This window comes from Halobacillus naozhouensis, assembly GCF_029714185.1.
Classification (GTDB): domain Bacteria; phylum Bacillota; class Bacilli; order Bacillales; family Halobacillaceae; genus Halobacillus_A; species Halobacillus_A naozhouensis.
In genome coordinates, this window is the sequence record NZ_CP121671.1 from 121,657 (window position 1) to 143,121 (window position 21,465).

General features: G+C 41.8%; 25 protein-coding genes and 2 other annotated features. Of the genes, 24 read left to right on the top strand and 1 reads right to left on the bottom strand.

The window, feature by feature from the left end:
- Window positions 1-11 precede the first annotated feature (11 nt).
- The 21 genes from P9989_RS00700 (at window position 12) to rplA (ending at window position 19,420) form a co-directional block, all read left to right on the top strand.
- A complete protein-coding gene (locus P9989_RS00700) occupies window positions 12-704 on the top strand; it encodes an MgtC/SapB family protein (protein ID WP_283076957.1) in 693 nt (230 codons plus the stop codon).
- Between the two features lie 162 nt (window positions 705-866).
- Window positions 867-1,331, top strand: a complete 465-nt coding sequence (locus P9989_RS00705) for a CtsR family transcriptional regulator (RefSeq protein WP_283076958.1) — start codon at window positions 867-869, stop codon at window positions 1,329-1,331.
- Window positions 1,332-1,351: 20 nt separating this feature from the next.
- Complete coding sequence (gene mcsA, locus P9989_RS00710) at window positions 1,352-1,897, top strand: protein-arginine kinase activator protein McsA (RefSeq protein WP_283076959.1); 546 nt, start codon at window positions 1,352-1,354, stop codon at window positions 1,895-1,897.
- Window positions 1,897-2,967 (top strand): protein-arginine kinase McsB, encoded by a 1,071-nt coding sequence (gene mcsB / locus P9989_RS00715; protein ID WP_283076960.1) that lies wholly within the window; start codon window positions 1,897-1,899, stop codon window positions 2,965-2,967. Before mcsA ends, mcsB begins: the two co-directional genes overlap by 1 nt.
- Window positions 2,968-2,986: 19 nt before the next feature.
- The gene (gene clpC, locus P9989_RS00720) at window positions 2,987-5,443 is read left to right on the top strand and encodes an ATP-dependent protease ATP-binding subunit ClpC (protein WP_283076961.1); all 2,457 of its coding nucleotides are present in this window, start codon (window positions 2,987-2,989) and stop codon (window positions 5,441-5,443) included.
- 172 nt (window positions 5,444-5,615) lie between these two features.
- Complete coding sequence (radA, locus tag P9989_RS00725) at window positions 5,616-6,989, top strand: DNA repair protein RadA (RefSeq protein WP_283076962.1); 1,374 nt, start codon at window positions 5,616-5,618, stop codon at window positions 6,987-6,989.
- Window positions 6,990-8,063 carry a DNA integrity scanning diadenylate cyclase DisA gene (gene disA, locus P9989_RS00730; protein ID WP_283076963.1) on the top strand — a complete coding sequence of 358 codons (1,074 nt, stop codon included), beginning with the start codon at window positions 6,990-6,992 and terminating at the stop codon, window positions 8,061-8,063. It begins immediately after the preceding gene.
- 160 nt (window positions 8,064-8,223) lie between these two features.
- The gene (locus P9989_RS00735) at window positions 8,224-9,330 is read left to right on the top strand and encodes a PIN/TRAM domain-containing protein (RefSeq protein WP_283076964.1); all 1,107 of its coding nucleotides are present in this window, start codon (window positions 8,224-8,226) and stop codon (window positions 9,328-9,330) included.
- 132 nt (window positions 9,331-9,462) lie between these two features.
- Window positions 9,463-10,605 carry a 2-C-methyl-D-erythritol 2,4-cyclodiphosphate synthase gene (ispF, locus tag P9989_RS00740; RefSeq protein WP_283078802.1) on the top strand — a complete coding sequence of 381 codons (1,143 nt, stop codon included), beginning with the start codon at window positions 9,463-9,465 and terminating at the stop codon, window positions 10,603-10,605.
- Window positions 10,606-10,670: 65 nt separating this feature from the next.
- Complete coding sequence (gene gltX / locus P9989_RS00745; protein WP_283076965.1) at window positions 10,671-12,140, top strand: glutamate--tRNA ligase; 1,470 nt, start codon at window positions 10,671-10,673, stop codon at window positions 12,138-12,140.
- Between the two features lie 44 nt (window positions 12,141-12,184).
- Window positions 12,185-12,398, top strand: a binding site (T-box leader).
- Window positions 12,399-12,448: 50 nt separating this feature from the next.
- Window positions 12,449-13,111 carry a serine O-acetyltransferase gene (gene cysE / locus P9989_RS00750; RefSeq protein ID WP_283076966.1) on the top strand — a complete coding sequence of 221 codons (663 nt, stop codon included), beginning with the start codon at window positions 12,449-12,451 and terminating at the stop codon, window positions 13,109-13,111.
- A complete protein-coding gene (gene cysS, locus P9989_RS00755; protein ID WP_283076967.1) occupies window positions 13,101-14,501 on the top strand; it encodes a cysteine--tRNA ligase in 1,401 nt (466 codons plus the stop codon). The genes cysE and cysS overlap by 11 nt, the downstream gene beginning before the upstream one ends.
- 6 nt (window positions 14,502-14,507) lie before the next feature.
- Window positions 14,508-14,924: a Mini-ribonuclease 3 gene (locus P9989_RS00760; RefSeq protein ID WP_283076968.1), complete on the top strand. Its 417-nt coding sequence runs from the start codon at window positions 14,508-14,510 to the stop codon at window positions 14,922-14,924.
- Window positions 14,914-15,657 carry a 23S rRNA (guanosine(2251)-2'-O)-methyltransferase RlmB gene (gene rlmB / locus P9989_RS00765; RefSeq protein WP_283076969.1) on the top strand — a complete coding sequence of 248 codons (744 nt, stop codon included), beginning with the start codon at window positions 14,914-14,916 and terminating at the stop codon, window positions 15,655-15,657. The genes P9989_RS00760 and rlmB overlap by 11 nt, the downstream gene beginning before the upstream one ends.
- Window positions 15,658-15,659: 2 nt before the next feature.
- Window positions 15,660-16,169, top strand: coding sequence for an NYN domain-containing protein (locus P9989_RS00770; protein WP_283076970.1), 510 nt, complete (start codon window positions 15,660-15,662; stop codon window positions 16,167-16,169).
- Window positions 16,170-16,249: 80 nt separating this feature from the next.
- Window positions 16,250-16,906, top strand: a complete 657-nt coding sequence (gene sigH / locus P9989_RS00775) for an RNA polymerase sporulation sigma factor SigH (RefSeq protein ID WP_283076971.1) — start codon at window positions 16,250-16,252, stop codon at window positions 16,904-16,906.
- 75 nt (window positions 16,907-16,981) lie between these two features.
- Window positions 16,982-17,131 (top strand): 50S ribosomal protein L33, encoded by a 150-nt coding sequence (gene rpmG, locus P9989_RS00780; RefSeq protein ID WP_283076972.1) that lies wholly within the window; start codon window positions 16,982-16,984, stop codon window positions 17,129-17,131.
- Window positions 17,132-17,170: 39 nt separating this feature from the next.
- Entirely contained in the window at window positions 17,171-17,344 is a 174-nt protein-coding gene (gene secE, locus P9989_RS00785) for a preprotein translocase subunit SecE (protein WP_283076973.1), read from the top strand.
- A 153-nt stretch (window positions 17,345-17,497) separates the two neighbouring features.
- Complete coding sequence (gene nusG / locus P9989_RS00790; RefSeq protein WP_283076974.1) at window positions 17,498-18,034, top strand: transcription termination/antitermination protein NusG; 537 nt, start codon at window positions 17,498-17,500, stop codon at window positions 18,032-18,034.
- A 149-nt stretch (window positions 18,035-18,183) separates the two neighbouring features.
- Window positions 18,184-18,609: a 50S ribosomal protein L11 gene (rplK, locus tag P9989_RS00795; protein WP_283076975.1), complete on the top strand. Its 426-nt coding sequence runs from the start codon at window positions 18,184-18,186 to the stop codon at window positions 18,607-18,609.
- 115 nt (window positions 18,610-18,724) lie between these two features.
- Entirely contained in the window at window positions 18,725-19,420 is a 696-nt protein-coding gene (rplA, locus tag P9989_RS00800) for a 50S ribosomal protein L1 (protein WP_283076976.1), read from the top strand.
- A 31-nt stretch (window positions 19,421-19,451) separates the two neighbouring features.
- On the opposite strand, the gene P9989_RS00805 is transcribed toward rplA, so the two are convergent.
- Entirely contained in the window at window positions 19,452-19,583 is a 132-nt protein-coding gene (locus tag P9989_RS00805) for a hypothetical protein (protein WP_283076977.1), read from the bottom strand.
- Window positions 19,474-19,614: a sequence feature (ribosomal protein L10 leader region), on the top strand. (Overlaps the previous gene by 110 nt.)
- 56 nt (window positions 19,615-19,670) lie before the next feature.
- On the opposite strand from P9989_RS00805, the gene rplJ reads away from it, so the two are divergent.
- The 3 genes from rplJ (at window position 19,671) to P9989_RS00820 (ending at window position 21,316) form a co-directional block, all read left to right on the top strand.
- A complete protein-coding gene (gene rplJ, locus P9989_RS00810) occupies window positions 19,671-20,171 on the top strand; it encodes a 50S ribosomal protein L10 (protein WP_283076978.1) in 501 nt (166 codons plus the stop codon).
- Window positions 20,172-20,230: 59 nt separating this feature from the next.
- Complete coding sequence (gene rplL / locus P9989_RS00815) at window positions 20,231-20,596, top strand: 50S ribosomal protein L7/L12 (protein WP_283076979.1); 366 nt, start codon at window positions 20,231-20,233, stop codon at window positions 20,594-20,596.
- A gap of 117 nt (window positions 20,597-20,713) precedes the next feature.
- Entirely contained in the window at window positions 20,714-21,316 is a 603-nt protein-coding gene (locus tag P9989_RS00820; protein WP_283076980.1) for a class I SAM-dependent methyltransferase, read from the top strand.
- Window positions 21,317-21,465: the final 149 nt, after the last annotated feature.

Here is a 21,465-nt window from a genome sequence, read left to right on the forward strand (position 1 = left end):
GTGGAATCTGAATGGATGAGTTTGTTATATTTAATGAACATTTGGAAACATTTTTTATACGTTTATTAATAGCATTGCTCTTATCAGGTGTTATTGGTTTTGAAAGAGAATTGAAAAATCACTCAGCAGGATTTCGTACGCATATATTAGTTGGGATCGGTTCGTGCCTCATGATGCTTTTATCCCTGTATGGATTTGAACACTTTATAAACAACTACGATAATGTACGTTTTGATCCTTCACGAATCCCTTCATATGTTATTAGCGGGATTGGGTTTCTGGGGGCAGGCACAATAATTGTGAATGGGATGACGATAAGAGGATTAACAACAGCTGCTTCTATTTGGACTGTTGCGGGACTGGGCCTGGTAGTTGGTGCTGGAATGTACGATGTGGCCATGCTTGCTACTATTTTAGTTTTGCTGAGCTTAATCTTTTTGAACAATTTAGAGAAAAAGTATTTTAGCAGTTATTTTAAAAATTCCTATGTACTTATTACCGATGAACGGATAGAGACTGGTAAATTGCTTGCTGTCTTTGATGATGAGGATATTGAATTGCAAAGTGTGGAAATTGAAAATTTGAATAATCGTACTAAAAGCATACTCATACACATTAACAAAGGCCAGGAATTTAATGACGCTGCACTAATTGAACGACTCTCAAACGTAGAAAATGTAATACAGGTCAAACAGAAAAGATAAGAAAACTATACGACAAAATCGTATAGTTTTTTTGGTTTTAAGCTCCCTTTAATTAGGGAATGATTACAGATATAACAAAACATTTTATTTGCGTATATGTACAAATTGAGTATAATAAAATTATAGTCAAAGATAGTCAAAGTCAAATGAGGAGGAGGGAAAATGCGGAATATATCCGACATCATAGAAGAATATTTAAAGAATGTTATAGACAGTAATGAGAAGAAAGCTATTGAAATCAAGCGAAGCGAAATCGCTGACAGATTTCAATGTGTACCTTCCCAAATAAATTATGTGATTAAAACACGGTTCACTGTGGAAAAAGGTTATATAGTTGAAAGTAAGCGTGGAGGCGGAGGCTATATTCGCATTAGGCGTGTTCAACATCGATCAGAAGCACAGATGATCGAAGACCTTATCCACCTTATCCACCCTAAGGTTTCACAATCTGTAGCGGTCGATATTATCGAAAGATTACTCGAAAATCACAGCATCACAGGTCGCGAAGCTCGTATGATGGTAAGTGTAATGGACCGTGAAATACTCGCTTTTCCCCTTCCTCTAAGGGACGAGATCCGTTCAAGAATTTTAACGGCTATGCTGTTTACCCTTAAGTACAAAAGCTGAAATAGGAGGGAGAGAATGTTATGGAATGCCAACGATGCCATAACCGTCCTGCCACTGTTCATTTGACACAGTTATTAAATGGTGAAAAGACCGAAATCCATGTTTGTGAACAATGCGCGAAGGAAAAAGGATATATGCATGACCATGAAGAAAACTTTATATTGAACGACTTGTTAACTGGACTCTTTAATTTCGAAACAAAACACTCGTTGAAAGGTCATCCCCATAGTGCTCCGTCACCTAAGGAACAACTCAAATGCCCTAATTGCGGTTTGACATTTCAAGAGTTCGCAAAGGCAGGGAAGTTTGGCTGTGCTGAATGTTATAAAACATTTGATGACAAGTTAAATCCTATTTTAAGAAGGGTTCATAGTGGCAATACGCGTCATGATGGTAAAATTCCTAGACGTGAAGGAGGCAACTTGCATCTTAAACGTCAGATGGATGAATATAAATCTGATTTGCAACGCTTAATCGAACAAGAAGAATTTGAGGAAGCTGCCAAAGTTAGGGATGAAATCCGCTCCTTAGATAGCCAACTCCATCAAAGAGGGGAGGAGGACTGATGTCATTACAGCAATTTATGAACGAGGCGATTAGTCCATGGATGAAGGAAGACGGACCAGATAGTGATATCGTGTTAAGCAGTCGCATACGTTTGGCACGTAACTTTTCTAACACCCCTTTTCCAACGATTTCTTCAGAGGAACAGCTGGAAAAAGTTTTAACCTTCTTTAACAATGAGTTTCAGGATCAATCTTTTCGGGATTATAAACAATTTGAAGTTGTTAAAATGAATGAATTGCAACCAATTGAGAAAAGAGTGTTAGTGGAAAAACACCTAATCAGTCCGCACTTAACAGAGAATTCAGCCCATTCGGCTTCGCTGATTTCTCAAAACGAACAAGTATCGATCATGATCAACGAAGAGGATCATATTCGCATCCAGTTATACTTCCCTGGTTTCCAACTAGACAGGGCGCTGGAGCAGGCTTCACAGCTTGATGATTGGCTTGAGGAAAAGATTGATTACGCTTTTGACGAGAAACGAGGGTATTTAACGGCATGCCCGACGAATGTAGGCACTGGAATGAGAGCCTCGGTGATGATGCACCTGCCTGCTCTTGCTATGACCCAGCAGATTAATCGCATGACCCCCGCAATTAATCAACTTGGTTTAGTTGTTCGGGGTATTTACGGGGAAGGTAGTGAAGCAGTAGGTAATATTTTTCAAATATCAAACCAGATCACTCTAGGGAAATCTGAGGAAGATATTGTAGAGGACCTTCATAGTGTAGTCAAACAGCTGATTGATCAAGAACGAAGGGCCAGGCAAGCACTGCTGCACCGTTCAGGTATCCAAATTGAAGACCGAATTTTTCGTTCATATGGTGTTTTAAAACACAGTCGAATCATAGAGTCTAAAGAGGCTGCTAAATGTTTATCAGATCTTAGACTTGGTATTGATCTTGGATTTATTGATCATGTACCACAAACCATTTTAAATGAATTGATGGTATTAACGCAGCCTGGATTTTTGCAGCAATACGCAAAGGAAACTTTATCCCCATCCGAGCGGGATGTCAGAAGAGCATCATTAATTCGAGAAAGACTTCAGTTAGAAAATAAAGAATAAATGCAAGGAGGTTGTATCCATGATGTTTGGACGTTTTACAGAGCGCGCACAAAAAGTACTTGCCTTAGCACAAGAGGAGGCCGTTCGATTAGGTCACAACAATATTGGAACAGAGCATATTTTATTAGGATTAGTAAGTGAAGGAGAAGGGATTGCTGCTAAGTCACTAACAGCGTTGGGACTTGAGGCAAGCAAGATTCAACAAGAAGTAGAAAAATTAATCGGCAAGGGTGAGAAAGTATCCCAAACGATTCACTATACTCCAAGAGCGAAAAAGGTCATTGAGTTATCAATGGACGAAGCACGCAAACTTGGTCATTCTTATGTGGGTACAGAACACATCCTTCTTGGTCTAATTCGCGAAGGTGAAGGTGTAGCAGCTCGTGTATTAAACAATTTAGGTGTGAGTCTTAATAAAGCACGTCAGCAGGTCCTTCAGCTGCTAGGAAATAATGAGTCAACAGGCGGGCAAAATCGCCGTGGCGGCGGTGGCGGATCACAGTCAGCCAATGCAAATACTCCGACGCTTGATTCCCTTGCCCGAGACTTAACAGCGATAGCAAAAGAGGGGAATATAGACCCAGTCATCGGACGAAGCAAGGAAATAGAGCGTGTGATTCAAGTGCTAAGCCGCCGTACAAAAAATAATCCGGTACTCGTAGGTGAACCTGGTGTAGGGAAAACAGCCATTGCCGAAGGGCTGGCTCAGCAAATCATGAATAATGAAATCCCTGAAATCCTGCGTGATAAAAGAGTTATGACGCTTGATATGGGTACAGTTGTGGCAGGAACTAAGTATCGCGGGGAATTCGAGGATCGTTTGAAAAAGGTAATGGAGGAGATCCGTCAAGCAGGGAATATCATTCTGTTTATTGACGAACTGCACACACTAATTGGAGCGGGAGGGGCAGAAGGTGCTATTGATGCCTCAAACATTCTGAAACCTTCCCTCGCTCGTGGTGAATTGCAGTGTATTGGGGCTACAACACTTGATGAATATAAAAAGTATATTGAAAAAGATGCAGCCCTTGAGCGTCGATTCCAGCCAATTCAGGTAGATGAACCTAACCTCGATGAATCTGTACAAATTTTGAAAGGGCTGCGTGACCGCTATGAGGCTCACCATCGCGTAACGATTACAGATGATTCTATTGAATCTGCGGTCCGCTTTTCCGATCGTTATATTACCGACCGATTCTTGCCGGACAAAGCGATTGATTTAATTGATGAAGCAGCATCTAAAGTTCGTCTTCGTTCTTATACTGCACCACCTAATCTGAAAGAGCTTGAGCAAAAGCTTGAAGAAGTACGAAAAGAAAAAGATGCAGCCGTGCAAAGCCAGGAGTTTGAAAAGGCCGCATCCTTAAGGGATAGCGAACAGCGCTTGCGTGATGAACTTGACCAAACGAAAGATGAGTGGAAAGAAAAACAAGGTCAAGAGGACTCTGAAGTGACAGTTGAGGATATCGCTTCGATCGTATCGACATGGACAGGTGTTCCAGTTAAAAAAATGACTAAAGATGAAAGTGAACGTTTATTACACTTAGAGGATACGCTTCATAACCGTATCATTGGGCAAGCCGAAGCTGTCAAGGCTATATCTAAAGCTATTCGCCGGGCTCGTGCCGGACTGAAGGATCCGAAACGCCCAATTGGCTCCTTTATTTTCTTAGGGCCAACAGGTGTCGGTAAAACAGAACTTGCCCGCGCATTAGCTGAAAGTATGTTTGGCGAAGAAGACGCGATGATCCGCATTGATATGTCTGAGTATATGGAAAAACACAGCACTTCTCGTCTTGTTGGTTCCCCTCCAGGCTATGTAGGCTTTGATGAGGGAGGACAATTGACGGAGAAGGTACGAAATAAGCCATATTCTGTTATCCTGCTTGATGAAGTAGAAAAAGCTCACCCAGAAGTCTTTAACATCCTGCTTCAGGTCCTTGAAGATGGGCGTCTGACTGATGCTAAAGGGCGTGTTGTCGATTTCCGAAATACGGTTCTGATCATGACATCAAACGTTGGGGCCCAGGAGCTTAAGAGAAACAAATACCTCGGGTTCTCAATGGATGACGCTAACCAGGACTACAAAGACATGAAATCTAAGGTGACAGATGAATTGAAAAAAGCATTCCGTCCAGAGTTCTTAAATAGAATTGATGAAACGATTGTCTTCCATTCTCTTGAAAGAAAACATATGAAAGACATCGTTACCTTGATGGCGGAACAATTAAGGAAACGACTGTTGGAACAGGAAATCGACTTTACTCTTACGGAAAAAGCTATTGAGCATATTGCTGAAGAAGGGTTCGATCCAGAGTATGGAGCAAGGCCGTTACGTCGTTCCATTCAGAAAAATGTGGAGGACTTACTATCAGAAGAGTTATTGAAAGAAAATATCCAAAAAGGTCAAAAAGTTAAAATCGACCTTAATGATAATAAGGAATTTACTGTTCACGTTCAGCAAGAAGTGAAATAAGGACGCAAATTTGAATAAAATATGAATAATTATAAATCGGAAGGGGTTTGCCTTCCGATTTTTTTCTTTATCAGCTATGCTTTTATTAAGAAGGTTTTAATATAATTGATAACTGCATGAAACTTTTTCACAATGTTTATCGTATAAAATAGTAAGAGAGGGGAAGATTCCCTTGGCTAAAAGAAAAACAAAGTTTGTTTGTCAAGAATGCGGATATGAAACGCCCAAGTGGATGGGGAAATGTCCTGGCTGTCATCAGTGGAATACACTGGTCGAGGAGACGGCGATAACGGGTTCCAGTTCCCGCCATGTATTTCAAACCAATACTTCATCATCAAAACCTGAGAAGATAAATGCGATCAAGTCTGAAAAGGAACCTCGGATGGCCACCGATATGCCTGAGTTAAACAGGGTTCTCGGAGGGGGCATTGTGGCAGGATCACTGGTTTTGATAGGGGGAGATCCGGGTATTGGGAAGTCAACATTATTATTGCAAGTCTCCGCGCAAATTGCGAATAAACAGTTGCCAGTTTTGTATATATCAGGAGAGGAGTCCTCACGCCAAACTAAACTGCGTGCAGAACGCCTTGGAATCCAGTCAGAAGAACTTTATGTATTATCTGAGACTAATTTACAGGACGTATTGAATCAAATAGAGGCGATTGATCCTAAATTTGTGGTCATCGACTCTATTCAAACAATTTTTAAGGAAGATGTTACCTCAGCACCAGGAAGTGTTTCGCAAGTCCGTGAATGTACGAGTCAGCTCATGAGGATAGCTAAGAGTAAGGGAATACCTATCTTTATCGTTGGTCATGTTACGAAAGAAGGCTCAATTGCTGGACCGCGGCTGCTTGAACATATGGTCGATGCCGTCTTGTATTTTGAAGGGGAAAGACATCATACTTTCCGTATTTTACGGGGTGTTAAGAACCGCTTCGGAAGCACACATGAAATGGGCATATTTGAGATGAAAGAGAAGGGCCTAGAAGAGGTGTTGAACCCTTCTGAAATCTTTTTAGAGGAAAGGTCCCAAGGTGCAGCGGGATCGATTGTAGTGGCCTCTATGGAAGGAACAAGGCCAGTCTTAGTTGAGATCCAGGCTCTCATATCGCCAACGTCTTACGGCAATCCTAGAAGAATGGCAACAGGCCTTGATAATAATCGAGTACCATTATTAATGGCAGTTCTTGAAAAAAGGGCTGGTCTATTACTTCAAAATCAGGATGCTTATGTGAAAGTTGCCGGCGGTGTTAAGTTGGATGAACCGGCGATTGATTTAGCCGTGGCCATCAGTATTGCCTCAAGCTTTAGGAACCGGGCTTCAAATGCTGATGATGTGGTAGTAGGCGAGGTAGGGCTAACAGGTGAAATTAGAAGAGTGGCCCGCATTGAACAACGAGTTCAGGAAGCTAATAAACTTGGTTTTAAACGTGTGATTATTCCTAAGAAGAACTTAGATGGATGGACACCGCCTCAGCCAATAGAAGTTATCGGGGTAAACACCGTTCAGGAAGCGATTCAGGTCACATTGGGGGAGCGGTAAATGGAATTACATGAGAAAAAAGATAATGGGATTGGTGAGATTCTTAAATTCGTTGCTCCCGGCACCCCTATACGTGATGGAATTGATAATGTATTACGTGCCAAAACCGGGGGACTTATCGTCGTTGGATATGGAGAAACCATACGAGAGTTAGTGGATGGGGGATTCCATATCCAGTCACACTTTACACCAGCCCATCTATATGAGCTGGCTAAAATGGATGGTGCATTAATTTTAAACGATGAAGGATCTACTATTTTATACGCAAACGCCCAACTCATGCCTGATCCTGATATTCCTTCAACCGAAACAGGGATGCGGCACCGGACAGCTGAGCGGGTGGCGAAGCAGACGGGCCATCTGGTTATTGCCATTTCCCAAAGACGTAATGTGATTACGCTTTATAAGGGTCCGTTAAGGTATTCACTAAAGGACATTGGTGTAATTTTGACTAAGGCCAACCAGGCGATTCAGACACTGGAAAAATATAAGAATGTGTTAGATCAAAGTGTGACAAACTTAGGGGCTATGGAGTTTGAGGATATGGTGTCCTTCTCTGAAGTTGTTCAGGTGGTCCATCGAATAGAAATGGTCCTGAGGATAAAAACAGAGATCCTAAATTATGTGAATGAATTAGGGACAGAGGGGCGTTTGATTCAACTTCAATTAACAGAACTTGTCTCTAATATCGAGGAAGATGCGAAGTCTTTATTAAAAGATTACAGCAAGCGGCCTGATTATGAACCGTATTATATACTACGGAAAATGCAGGAGGGAGCCAATACGGAACTACTTTCTGATGAACAAGTTTTAAAACTGCTAGGGTATTCATCTAACATGAAAATGTCAGATCCTATATGTCCCAGAGGGTATCGGATATTACAACGAATTCCCCGCCTCCCCCATTTAATTATCGAACATTTAGTGGAAAGGTTCGGAACATTAAATGAGATTATACAAGCTTCTGTAAAAGAGCTGGTTGAAGTGGACGGGGTAGGAGAAATACGAGCCACAAAAATAAGAGATGGATTGGATCGGATTCAGGAGCAGTTATTCGTTGACCGCCATATATAAAATATAAGGGCATTTGACAGTGTGATTAATTTTGTGTTAAAATAATTGTTTTGCAATTGACTATATTTGGAATTTGTGCTAGTTTTAGAACATCATTTATGTTTTTAACCGGTTAGTAGTTATGAATTTTGGTCATAATGTGATCAAGGAGGTGAACGCAATGCTTAGAAGAATTGTTCAATTATTTATAGTTGTAACCGGTGGAACGCTTGGCTATCTTTATATTCCTGAAGTACTTTCGATGATGAATCTTTCCTGGCAAGTGTGGATTCAATCTGTAGTTGGTGCACTTTTAGGAGCACTTATCTTATTTTTACTAACGTTTTGGGTTGTCGATTATATCGTTAACTTTTTAAGATGGGTGGAGGACACCCTTGTAAGAGCCCCGGTCGCTGACCTTTTGTTTGGCAGCCTTGGGTTAATTGTCGGTTTATTAATTGCCTATTTGGTCAATAACATTCTGCAAGATATTAAGATTCAAATTGTAAATCAGATTTTACCCATCTTCTTAACCTTTCTTCTTGGTTACTTCGGTTTTCAAGTTGGGTTTAAGCGGAAGGACGAGTTTTTAAACCTGCTTGCAATTGCGAATAGGAAAGATAAGAAGCTTGCTGAAGACGAGCTCACTGGAGCTGAAAGTATTGACCGTTCCATGATTCCGAAAGAGAAAATATTGGATACGAGTGTTATTATTGATGGACGAATTGCTGATATTTGTGAGACACATTTCCTGGAGGGCACGATCGTGATCCCACAGTTTGTATTGGAGGAGCTGCAGCATATAGCAGATTCATCGGATGGTCTCAAACGTAATCGCGGACGCCGCGGACTGGATATTTTGAACCGTCTTCAAAAAGATCTCCCTGTGAAGGTTGAGATATACGAGGGCGATTTTGAAGATATTCATGAAGTGGACAGTAAGCTTGTGAAACTGGCTAAAGTGATGGATGGGATTGTCGTTACAAATGATTTTAACCTAAATAAAGTATGTGAATTTCAAAATGTCCAGGTTCTAAATATTAATGATTTAGCAAATGCTGTTAAACCTGTAGTTCTCCCAGGAGAAGAAATGACGATTCAAATAATTAAGGATGGGAAGGAACAAAAACAGGGTATCGGCTATTTAGATGATGGAACGATGATTGTGGTAGAAGAAGGTAAAGATTATATTGGCAGAACGATTGAAGTGATCGTGACCAGTGTCCTTCAGACTTCTGCAGGTCGGATGATCTTTGCTAAACCAAAATCACTTGAAAAAGCTTTATAAAAACGGTATAAACAAATAGAGAAAAACAAAAGTGATAACCGTGTGTTATCGCTTTTGTTGTTTAATACTGCTAGGATGGTAAATATGACAAATTATAGTGTTGTGATTTTAGCTGCTGGACAAGGGAAACGTATGCTTGCTGGCAAGAATAAACAGTTTCTTACGATAAATGATAAGCCTTTAATCATACATACCCTTACCGTTTTTGTATCAGATGTCCACTGTAAGGAGATTATACTGGTAACGAATCAACGTGAACAAGATCGAATGATCGAGCTTATAAATGTATACGGTTTTTCCGGTGCTGTTACGTTTGTAAACGGAGGGGCTGAGCGGCAGGACAGTGTTTATGCAGGGCTCCAGTCCGTTCGTCAAACAGAACTCCCTGTATTTATTCACGATGGGGCACGCCCTTTTGTAACCCATGAAAGTCTACATAAACTAGCTGGAGTCGTTCGTAATAAAGGAGCCGCTTTATTAGCGACACCTGTCACAGACACCATTAAGCAAAAGAATCATGACCAATTATGTACACTTGATCGTAGTAAACTGTGGGCCGCTCAAACCCCGCAAGCTTTTGATTATGCCTTGATTACGGAAGCTCATGAACGAGCTCAAGGGGAAAAATACTACGGAACAGATGATGCCTCATTAGTGGAGCGGTTAGAAAGGGAAGTCGAAATTGTTGAAGGTAGTTATGACAATATTAAATTAACAACCCCGGAGGATTTGGCTAAAGCAGAAGCTTATCTAAAAGATACTCAGATTGGAAAGGAAGAGGATCAGACTATGTTTCGCATTGGACAAGGGTTTGACGTTCATCAGCTTACAGAGGGGCGTAAATGTATTATTGGCGGAGTGGAGATCCCTCATGAACGAGGATTGCTCGGGCATTCTGATGCGGATGTGCTGTTGCACACGATTGCGGATGCTTGTCTTGGAGCGATTGGGGAAGGCGACATTGGAAAACACTTTCCTGATACGGAGCCTGATTTTAAGGACGCGGATTCAGGCAAACTTCTGCAGCATGTTTGGGACTCCGTAACCAATAGGGGCTATGAGTTAGGTAATCTTGATTGTACAGTAATTGCAGAGGCTCCCAAGATGGCGCCGTATATTGGTGAAATCCGCGAGAACATCGCCCGGCTGTTAAATACAGAACAGTCACGTATTAATGTCAAGGCTACGACGACAGAAAAACTGGGTTTTCCAGGGCGAAAAGAAGGGATCGCAGCTCAGGCTGTAGTGCTTCTTCAAAATAGTCAACAATTATAAGGTAAAAATGGTAAAATAAAAAGAAGATTATGCACGGTTTTGTAATGTAGAAAGGAGAACGTAAGATGACGAACAATGTACGCGTGCGCTACGCACCAAGTCCAACAGGGAATCTTCACATTGGTAATGCTCGTACTGCTTTATTCAATTACCTTTTTGCAAGGAATGCAGGGGGTAAATTTATTATTCGTGTAGAGGATACGGATGCTAAGCGAAATGTCGAGGGCGGCGAACAGAGCCAATTGAATTACTTGAAGTGGTTAGGGATCGAATGGGATGAAGGATCAGATGTCGGCGGTGATTACGGACCATATCGCCAAATGGAACGTCTGGAATTATATAAAAAGTATGTGGATGAGCTGTTAGAAAAAGGGCTTGCGTATAAATGTTATATGACAGAAGAAGAATTAGATGCGGAGCGTGAAGCTCAACGTGCCCGTGGTGAAGTTCCTAAATATTCAGGAGCCCACTGTAATTTGTCAGAAGAACAAATCAATCAATTTGAAGCGGAAGGCCGTCAACCGAGTATTCGTATTCGAGTACCGGAAGAGAAGACGTACAAATTTAATGACCTCGTACGTGGAGACATTTCCTTCGAATCCAGTGACTTTGGTGACTGGGTCATCGTGAAGAAAAACGGAACACCTACTTACAATTTTGCTGTAGCTGTTGACGATCATTTAATGGAGATCACTCATGTGCTTCGCGGGGAAGAACATATATCTAATACACCTAAGCAAATGATGGTCTACGAGGCCTTGGGCTGGGATGCGCCGGTATTTGGCCATATGACACTTATTCTTAATGAGAGTCGTAAAAAGCTAAGTAAGCGTGATGAACACATTCTTCAGTTTATAGAACAATACAACAAGTTGGGCTATTTACCAGAATCCTTATTCAATTTTATTACATTGCTCGGCTGGTCACCTGTTGGAGAAGAGGAAATTTTCACAAAGGAACAGCTGATTGAACAATTTGATTCTGATCGTTTGTCGACTTCACCGGCCATTTTTGACCCTGCTAAATTAAAATGGATGAACAACCAATATGTGAAGGCGCTGGATTTGGACAGTGTTGTTGATTTGGCCTTACCACACTTGGTGGAGGCTGGACGTCTCTCTGAAACTATGACTGAAGATGACCAGTCGTGGGCGCGGGAGTTGATCAGTCTCTATCATGAACAGCTGGATTACGGTGCACAAATCGTGGAACTGACGGAACTCTTTTTCAAACAAGAAATTCAGTATGACGAAGCAGCGATGGACGTTCTAAAAGGAGAACAAGTTTCGGAAGTTCTTGATACGTTCAAGAAGAAGCTTGCAGAGCTTGATGATTTTTCACCGGCCAATGTTAAAGCACAGATCAAGGCGACACAGAAAGAAACAGGTCACAAAGGGAAGAAGCTATTTATGCCCATTCGTGTGGCTACCACAGGGCAGACACACGGTCCTGAATTGCCAGATGCCATTCATCTGTTAGGGACAGAGACGGTTACCATCCGTTTGAATGATGTACTGAACCAGCTTCAAAACTAATTAATTCACAAACATATGATTATGGCATATAGTAAAGATACTCATAAGAAACGTTGAAGAGGAGAAGTATGGAGTGAAATCCTTAACCAGAGACAATCACCACCGGCTGAAAGTGATTGTAAGGAACACTTCTGAAATGCACCTCGGAGTCTGCAGCTGAAAAAAGTATGCTGTCAGCGGCTTCCTGCCGTTATCAGGTCTTAAAGAGGGGAAGTTATTCCCAAAACAGAGTGGAACCGCGCATAACGCGTCTCTGTGCTGCCTAAGCACACGAGACGCGTTTTTTTATATAAAAGGAGGGGGTATGGATGGGGCTTATGAAAATGTTTAAAGAGGATGTTGATGTGGTTTTTGACCAGGATCCCGCAGCTCGTTCTTATGTGGAAGTCATTTTGACGTACTCCGGATTGCACGCAATATGGGCGCATCGGGTGGCTCATGCTTTATATAAGCGGAAGTTTTTCTTTATAGCCAGGGTTATTTCGCAAATCAGCCGCTTTTTTACAGGGATCGAAATTCACCCGGGCGCAAAAATTGGCCGTCGCTTTTTTATAGATCATGGAATGGGAGTCGTTATTGGAGAGACATGTGAGATCGGCGATAATGTAACGCTATTTCAGGGCGTGACGTTAGGTGGAACTGGGAAAGAGAAAGGTAAACGGCACCCTACTTTAAAGGATAACTCACTCGTTGCTACAGGGGCGAAAGTATTAGGATCGATTACAATTGGGGAAAACTCTAAAGTAGGAGCAGGCTCTGTGGTGTTACATGAAGTGCCGGCCAATTCAACTGTTGTCGGGATTCCCGGACATGTCGTAGTCCAGGATGGTAAAAAGATTGGCAGGAAGGATTTAGACCATCATAAGCTTCCTGACCCGGTTTATGATCGGCTGGATCAGATGGAGAAAGAAATTGTACGCTTGCGTGATCAGTTAGATAAGGTGGAAGGAGTCAATCATAATGAGCATTAAAGTTTATAATACACTAACTAGAACTAAAGAAACTTTTCAACCGCTGGAAGAGGGGAAAGTGAAAATGTATGTATGCGGACCGACCGTGTACAACTATATTCATATCGGCAATGCTCGTCCAGCTATCGTATTTGATACCGTGCGCAGATATTTCGAGTATCGTGGCTTTGAAGTTGAGTACGTGCTTAATTTTACAGATGTAGATGATAAATTAATAAAAGCTGCCAATGAAATGGGAGAGGAAGTCCCGGATATCGCAAACCGATTTATCAAGGCGTATAAAGAGGATGTGGGGGCGCTTGGAGTGAAAGAAGCTGTTCACCATCCTCGTGTAACAGACAACATGGAAGAAATTATAACTTTTATTAATGGGTTAATTAAAAAAGGTTTCGCCTATGAATCAGAAGGGGATGTGTATTTCCGAACCCGCTCTTTTGATGAATATGGGAAGTTGTCTCACCAATCAATTGATGAGCTTCGATCTGGGGCTCGTATTGAAGTAGGAGAGAAGAAAGAAGATCCCCTTGATTTTACGCTTTGGAAAGAAGCGAAGCCTGAGGAGATTTCATGGAAGAGTCCATGGGGAGAAGGACGTCCTGGCTGGCATATTGAATGCTCAGCGATGGCACGAAAATATTTAGGGGATACGATTGATATCCACGCCGGAGGGCAAGATCTTACTTTTCCTCACCATGAAAATGAAATTGCCCAGTCCGAGGCCAATAATGGTGAGTCATTCGCTCGTTACTGGATGCATAATGGCTATATCAATATTGAAAATGAAAAGATGTCTAAATCCTTAGGGAATTTCGTACTTGCTCATGACTTGATTCAGAAACACGATCCGCAAGTGATTCGTTTCTTTATGCTGAGTGTCCAGTATCGCCATCCGATTAATTTTAGTGATGAGCTTTTAGCAGGAGCGAAAAGCAGCCTGGATCGGATTCGGAATGCTTATGAAAACATTCAGCATCGTAAGAAATCCAGTATGAATTTGCAAGAAGATACAAATTCCTGGACTGAGCAAATTGAACAACATAAACAGCAGTTCATGACTGAAATGGATGATGATTTTAATACAGCTAATGCGATTTCTGTGTTATTTGATTTAACCAAGTCAGCTAACCTTTATCTACAATCTGCACAGACCAATGAAGGGTTGCTTGAACACTTTGAGCAGGCATTGAAAGAGTTAACAGATGTTCTTGGTGTGCAAATTGCCAAAGAAGAGGAGCTGCTAGACGAAGAAATCGATGCGCTGATCATTGAAAGGAAGCAGGCGCGGAAAGATCGCGATTTCGCCCGTGCTGATCAGATTCGCGATGAGCTTAAGTCCCGTAACATTATTTTAGAAGATACCTCTCAAGGTACTCGCTGGAAGCGAGGCTGAGCTTATATGACGGCAACGAATGTAAAACAAATGAAGAGCCTTGCTCTGGCTTATATGGGAGACGGGGTTTATGAATTATACGTCCGTAAACATCTGCTTGATAAAGGTGAGGTTATTAAGCCCCACCAGTTACATCAAGCAGCTGTGAGGTTTGTGTCAGCTAAATCGCAGGCAAAAGTTGTTCAGGCATGGCAGGAAAGTTCCTTTTTGACAGAGGAAGAGGAAGGCGTGCTCAGGCGTGGACGCAATGCCAAGTCAGGGAGCATACCTAAGAATACAAATGTCCAGACGTATCGTTACTCGACTGCGTTTGAGGCCGTGATTGGTTACCATTATTTAGCGGGGCATACGGAGCGGCTTGAAGAACTGATCACAAATGCTATTGATCTGGTTGAAGAAAGGAGTGAGAGCAATGAGAGATGAGTGGATTATTGGTAAAAACAGCGTACAAGAAGCATTAAGATCAGGACGAGCTATTAATAAATTACTCGTATCAGATCAACTTCAGCACCATGCTTTGAGGAAGCTTGAACAGCTTGCCAAAGGGAATGGCGTCATTGTTCAGAAGGTTCCCAAGCGAAAAATTGATCAATTAGTAGAGGGTAACCACCAGGGTGTAGCCGCTGCTGTAGCCGCCTACGAATATAGTGATATCGATGATTTATTTGCTCGTGCTGAAGAAAAAGGGGAATCCCCCTTTTTTGTTATTTTAGATGAAATTGAAGACCCTCATAACCTTGGGTCAATTTTGCGGACAGCAGATGCAAGTGGTGCCCATGGCGTAATCATTCCTAAGCGAAGGTCGGTCGGATTAACGACTACAGTAGCCAAAACATCTACGGGAGCGATTGAATATATCCCTGTTGCTCGGGTGACGAATCTTTCCCGCACAATTGACGAACTGAAAGAGCGGTTTGTTTGGGTCGTAGGAACAGATGCGGAGGGTACGGAAGATTTTCGGCAGTTAGATGGAAATATGGCTGTAGCCCTTGTGATTGGAAGTGAAGGGAAAGGAATGAGCCGCTTAACGAAAGAGAAATGTGACTGGATGGTACGTCTTCCTATGGCGGGCCAGGTGACTTCTTTGAATGCTTCAGTGGCGGCGTCCCTCTTGATGTATGAAGTCTACAGGAAGCGCCACCCCTTCGGTGAGTAACGATGATTGTTTTACTTGTTGATGGGTACAACATCATTGGAGCTTGGCCGGAGCTTAAGCGACTTAAAGACCGGGATTTAGGTCAGGCCAGGGACCTTCTGATTGAAAAATTGGCTGAATACCAGGCGTATACGGGCGACCGAGTCATTGTTGTTTTTGATGCGTACCATGTAAGGGGTCTTGAAAGGAAGCAGCACAATTTTAAAATTGAAGTAATTTTTACAAAAGAAAATGAAACAGCTGATGAGCGGATTGAGAAGCTTGCTGGCAGTTTAACCAATGTACGGACGCAGGTATACGTGGCTACCTCTGATTATGCAGAACAGCGTACGATTTTTGCCCAGGGAGCCTTCAGAAAATCTGCCAGAGAACTTTACATTGAGGTCATGAATATTCAGCGGGAAATAAACAAAGATGTAGAATCACATAAAGCGGTTCAATACCAGCCTAAGATCCCGATAAATAAAGAAATACGCGATATTTTTGAAAAGTGGCGTCGAGGAGGCAAATAGCAGGGGCTTGTTGACGCTAGTGAAACGCTTACTGTATAATATTTCTATATATTTAGGTACCACGGTCGGAGGGATCCTGAGTGAGCATCGGACAAACTAAGGCAGGCATCGAAGAGCTGGATCTTGATAAGCTTGATGATGAGTTAATCATCGAACGTATTAACAAGGGCCAGATCCAGGCTTTAGATTATTTAATTAATAAATATAAGAATTTCGTTCGTGCAAAAGCCCGGACGTATTTTCTTATTGGTGCAGATCGAGAAGACATTGTACAAGAAGGCATGATTGGCCTTTATAAGGCAATTCGAGACTATCAAGAGGACAAATTATCTTCGTTTAAAGCTTTCGCAGAACTTTGTGTTACCCGTCAAATTATTACCGCAATTAAAACCGCCACAAGACAGAAGCACATTCCACTCAATTCTTATGTATCGCTGGACAAGCCCATTTTTGATGAAGAATCAGACCGTACACTATTAGATGTTATTGCCGGTTCTAAGGCCATTGACCCTCAAGAATTAATCGTCAACAAAGAAAAGTTTGGCGATATGGAAGAAAAAATTTCTGAATTATTAAGCGAATTAGAACAGAAAGTGCTTGCGCTTTACTTGGATGGACAATCGTATCAGGAGATTTCTGTTGAACTGAAGCGGCATGTGAAATCGATTGATAATGCTTTGCAGCGGGTCAAGAGAAAGCTTGAGAGATACCTGGAAATGAGTGAAATTACGCTATAAGGTATAATTGACAGCTACTTGAAAGCGTGCTACATTTATGAAAGTGATTATACCTCTAATGTGAGGTGACGAAAGATGCCAATAAAGATTATTCTAGCTTGCGTACAATGTCAAAGTCGCAATTATAGCACTCATATAAACCGATCAAATCAACCCGAGCGATTAGAGGTTCGTAAGTTTTGCAAAACGTGTACAACCCATACACTTCACCGCGAAACGAAATAGAGCATGAAGCCGGAAGCATAAGTTTGGAGGTAGTGTAGCATGTTTAAATTCTTCAGGAACGTATCACGTGAAATGCGCAAAGTAAGCTGGCCTAAAGGGCAAGAGCTTACGAGGTATACCGTTACCGTATTGGGCACTGTAGCTTTCGTTGCTGTGTTCTTTGCGATTGTTGATCTAGGAATCTCTCAGGTACTTGAACTCATTTCTAAATAATAGTAAAGTCTAAATTGTGATATACTATATAATAGCCTTGCAACAAAAACCCGTTTAACGGGTTTTTTATGTTGGTTAAATAAAGCGAGTGTATCAATCGCATTATAAATTTTAAGTTAAGGGAGGGAAGGGCAAGCCACTTGTCCTGTATGAATGGAAAAAAGATGGTATGTGGTTCACACTTATTCAGGTTATGAAAACAAAGTAAGAGCCAATTTAGAAAAACGTGTCGAATCTATGGGAATGGAGGATAAGATCTTCCGCGTTCTTGTTCCTGAGGATGAAGAAACTGAAATTAAGAACGGAAAGCGTAAAGTCGCTAAGAAAAAAGTTTTTCCTGGTTATGTACTAGCTGAGATGGTGATGACGGATGACTCATGGTATGTAGTGCGTAACACACCTGGTGTCACTGGATTCGTCGGGTCTACTGGCTCTGGTTCAAAACCAATCCCTCTCTTGCCTGAAGAAGTGGATACAGTACTTAAGCGTATGGGTATGGATAAACCTTCTGCAGCTGAAGTTGATTTTGAAGTGAAGGAAAGTGTAAAAGTTACAGAAGGACCTTTTGCGAATTTCACAGGGTCAATCGAGCATATCGATTTAGATAAGCAAAAAGTAAAAGTTCATGTCAATATGTTTGGAAGAGAAACACCGGTTGAGTTGGACTTTTCACAAATTGAAAAATTATAAATCTCTACTCCCTCTTGCATTATATGAAAATAGATGCTAAAATTCTAATGTTCTTTATGTGCCTCTAATAGAGAGGCGTTGATGCATATTAGATGAGTGGGAGGGGAAAACCCTATTACCACATCACGGACTTTAAGGAGGTGTGTCTCGTGGCTAAAAAAGTTATCAAAGTTGTTAAGCTTCAGATCCCAGCAGGTAAAGCTAACCCAGCACCGCCAGTAGGGCCGGCGCTAGGTCAAGCAGGTATTAATATCATGGGCTTCTGTAAGGAGTTCAACGCTAAAACGCAAGATCAAGCGGGTATGATTATTCCGGTTGAAATCACGGTATTTGAAGACCGTTCATTTACATTTGTTACCAAAACTCCGCCGGCTGCCGTTCTTCTTAAGAAAGCAGCAGGTATTGAATCAGGTTCAGGGGAGCCTAACCGTAACAAGGTAGCAGCTGTCAAGCGTGATCAAGTTCGCGAAATCGCGGAAACAAAAATGCCTGACTTAAACGCTGCTGACGTTGATGCTGCCATGCGCATGGTTGAAGGTACAGCGCGCAGCATGGGGATCACAGTTGAAGACTAATCCCACAGCGTCACTTTGATGGAGTTAAAGGTTGCGAGAAAGGAAAATTCCTTGTTATCGCAACCTTTATTCGTGGGAGGTTAATCCGTTAAAACCACAACGAGGAGGAAATAAAATGGCTAAAAAAACGAAAAAGCAACAAGAACTTCTTAAACTTGTTGATCGTACGAAATCATATGATGCACAAGAAGCAATTAATCTTGTAAAAGAGACTTCAAAAGCAAATTTTGATGAAACTGTTGAAGCGGCCTTCCGTCTAGGTGTTGATCCGAAGAAAGCGGATCAGCAAATTCGCGGAGCTATGGTGCTTCCGCATGGTACAGGTAAAACCCAGAGTGTGCTTGTTTTTGCTAAAGGTGATAAAGCAAAGGAAGCAGAAGCTGCTGGAGCTGATTATGTAGGAGATCAAGACCTTATTAATAAGATTAATCAAGGCTGGTTCGACTTTGATGTAGTCGTAGCAACTCCGGACATGATGGCTGAAGTAGGTAAGCTTGGTCGCGTACTAGGACCTAAAGGTCTTATGCCGAACCCGAAAACAGGAACAGTTACGTTTGAAGTTGAAAAAGCTGTAAATGAAATCAAAGCAGGTAAAGTAGAATACCGTGTAGACAAAGCGGCTAACATCCATGTACCAATCGGTAAAGCCTCTTTTGATGCAGAGAAACTAAAAGAAAACTTCGATGCCATCACGGATGCTTTGGTCAAAGCTAAACCTCAAGCGGCTAAAGGAACTTACATGCGTAATGCTGCTGTTTCTTCAACAATGGGCCCTGGCATTAAAGTAGATATTTCTAGTTACGTAAAATAATTATTTACATGTTGACTTTCCGTTTCTTATTTCATATAATTAGAAACGTTGTATAAATCGAATACGTTATACCGTAGACAGCAGGTGCGAGTGATCGCTTAATTTCCTGCCGAGGTGTATGGATAAACAGGACGAACTGATGTCCTGGCATACGCACCTCCATGTCTGCATGGAGGTGCTTTTTTTGCCATCGGTCTGTTGGTCCTGGCATCGGAAGCGGTATGATGAAACGTCAATAGGAGGTGGAACGATGAGCAAAATTATCGAGCAGAAACAGCAAGTTGTAGCTGAAATTGCTGACAAGTTCCGTAACAGTAAATCTGCAGTACTTGTAGATTACCGCGGACTTGACGTTGCGGAAGTGACTGAACTTCGCGCACAGCTCCGTGAAGCGGGCGTTGACTTCAAAGTGTATAAAAACACAATGACTCGCCGAGCTATCCAAGAAGCTGAGCTTACAGAACTTGACGAGGTTCTAGTTGGACCTACAGCCCTTGCCTTCAGTGAGGATGATGCTGTTTCTCCGGCGAAAATCCTTAACAACTTTGCAAAGGATCACGACAGCCTTGAACTTAAAGGCGGCGTGATTGAAGGGCAAGTAGCAACACTTGACCAAATCAAGGAACTTGCAACCATTCCAAACTACGAAGGCCTTGTATCTATGTTCCTAAGCGTGCTTCAAGCACCTATTCGCAATTTCGCATATGCTACCCAAGCAATTGCGGACAAGAAAGAGGAAGAAAGCGCGTAAATCGGCGCTCGTTTTTGGCAATATAAATTACTATTTAAAACCTAAGGAGGAACTATCTCATGTCTAATGAACAAATTATCGAAGCGATTAAAGAGATGTCTGTTCTTGAGCTTAACGATCTAGTTAAAGCAATTGAAGAAGAATTTGGTGTATCTGCTGCGGCTCCAGTTGCAGCTGGCGGTGCTGCTGCAGGTGGCGAAGTTGAAGAGGAAAAAACTGAGTTTGACGTAGTACTAGAATCTGCAGGAAGCTCTAAGATTAAAGTTGTTAAAGCTGTACGTGAAATCACTGGTCTTGGCCTTAAAGATGCAAAAGATCTAGTTGATAATGCACCTGGCGCTATCAAAGAGGGCGCAGCTAAAGAAGAAGCTGAAGAAATGAAAGCTAAGCTTGAAGAGGCTGGCGCTTCTATCGAACTTAAGTAATCGTACTTGTTAAAGTAAAGCTCGCTGACTATCGGCGGGCTTTCTTTATCTCTTTTTATGTTATTAGAGTAAATCTTCTGAAGTGCTACTTCCTGTTATAAAGAGGGTGTTCACAGTATGTCGGAACATTATTATTCAAAAAGGACAGATACTAAAAGTGATGAGCGTTCATGGTCGTTTACGTTAAGGGGGATACCATTAACTTTTACGACTGACCATGCTGTTTTTTCGAAAAGAGAAGTTGACTTCGGATCTCGTCTTCTCGTTGAAACATTTCAGCAGCCGTCTATTAGCGGTGAGTTGCTGGATCTTGGCTGTGGATACGGACCGGTTGGCTTATCTTTAGCTAATGAATTAAAGCAACGCCATGTTTGGATGGTGGATATAAATGAACGGGCTTTAGTGCTTGCGAAAAGAAATGCCGAGCAGAACGACATTGAGAATGTGTCAGTTTTAGAGAGTGACCGTTTTTCGGGCATCCAAGGTAAACAGTTTGCAGCTATCCTGACGAATCCGCCTATACGTGCCGGGAAGAAAACCGTGCACCTTATGTTCGAAGAATCAAGAGATGCTCTTGTTAATCAGGGAGAACTTTGGGTTGTGATCCAAAAGAAACAAGGTGCCCCTTCAGCCCAAAATAAATTAAATGAATTGTTCGGCGATGTAGAGGTCGTCGAGAAGAAGAAGGGTTACTATATATTTAAAGCTAAAAAGGTTTGACTGCTCTATTGAATTGTGCTAGTATAGAAAAATGCCAATATGACCTTAGTGTTGTCAAGTCCTTTTTTTCATTATATTGAATAAATTTTTGATAGAAGGATAGAATGGTAAATCGAACAAGCAAAATGAAACGAGGTTTTTATTTGAAA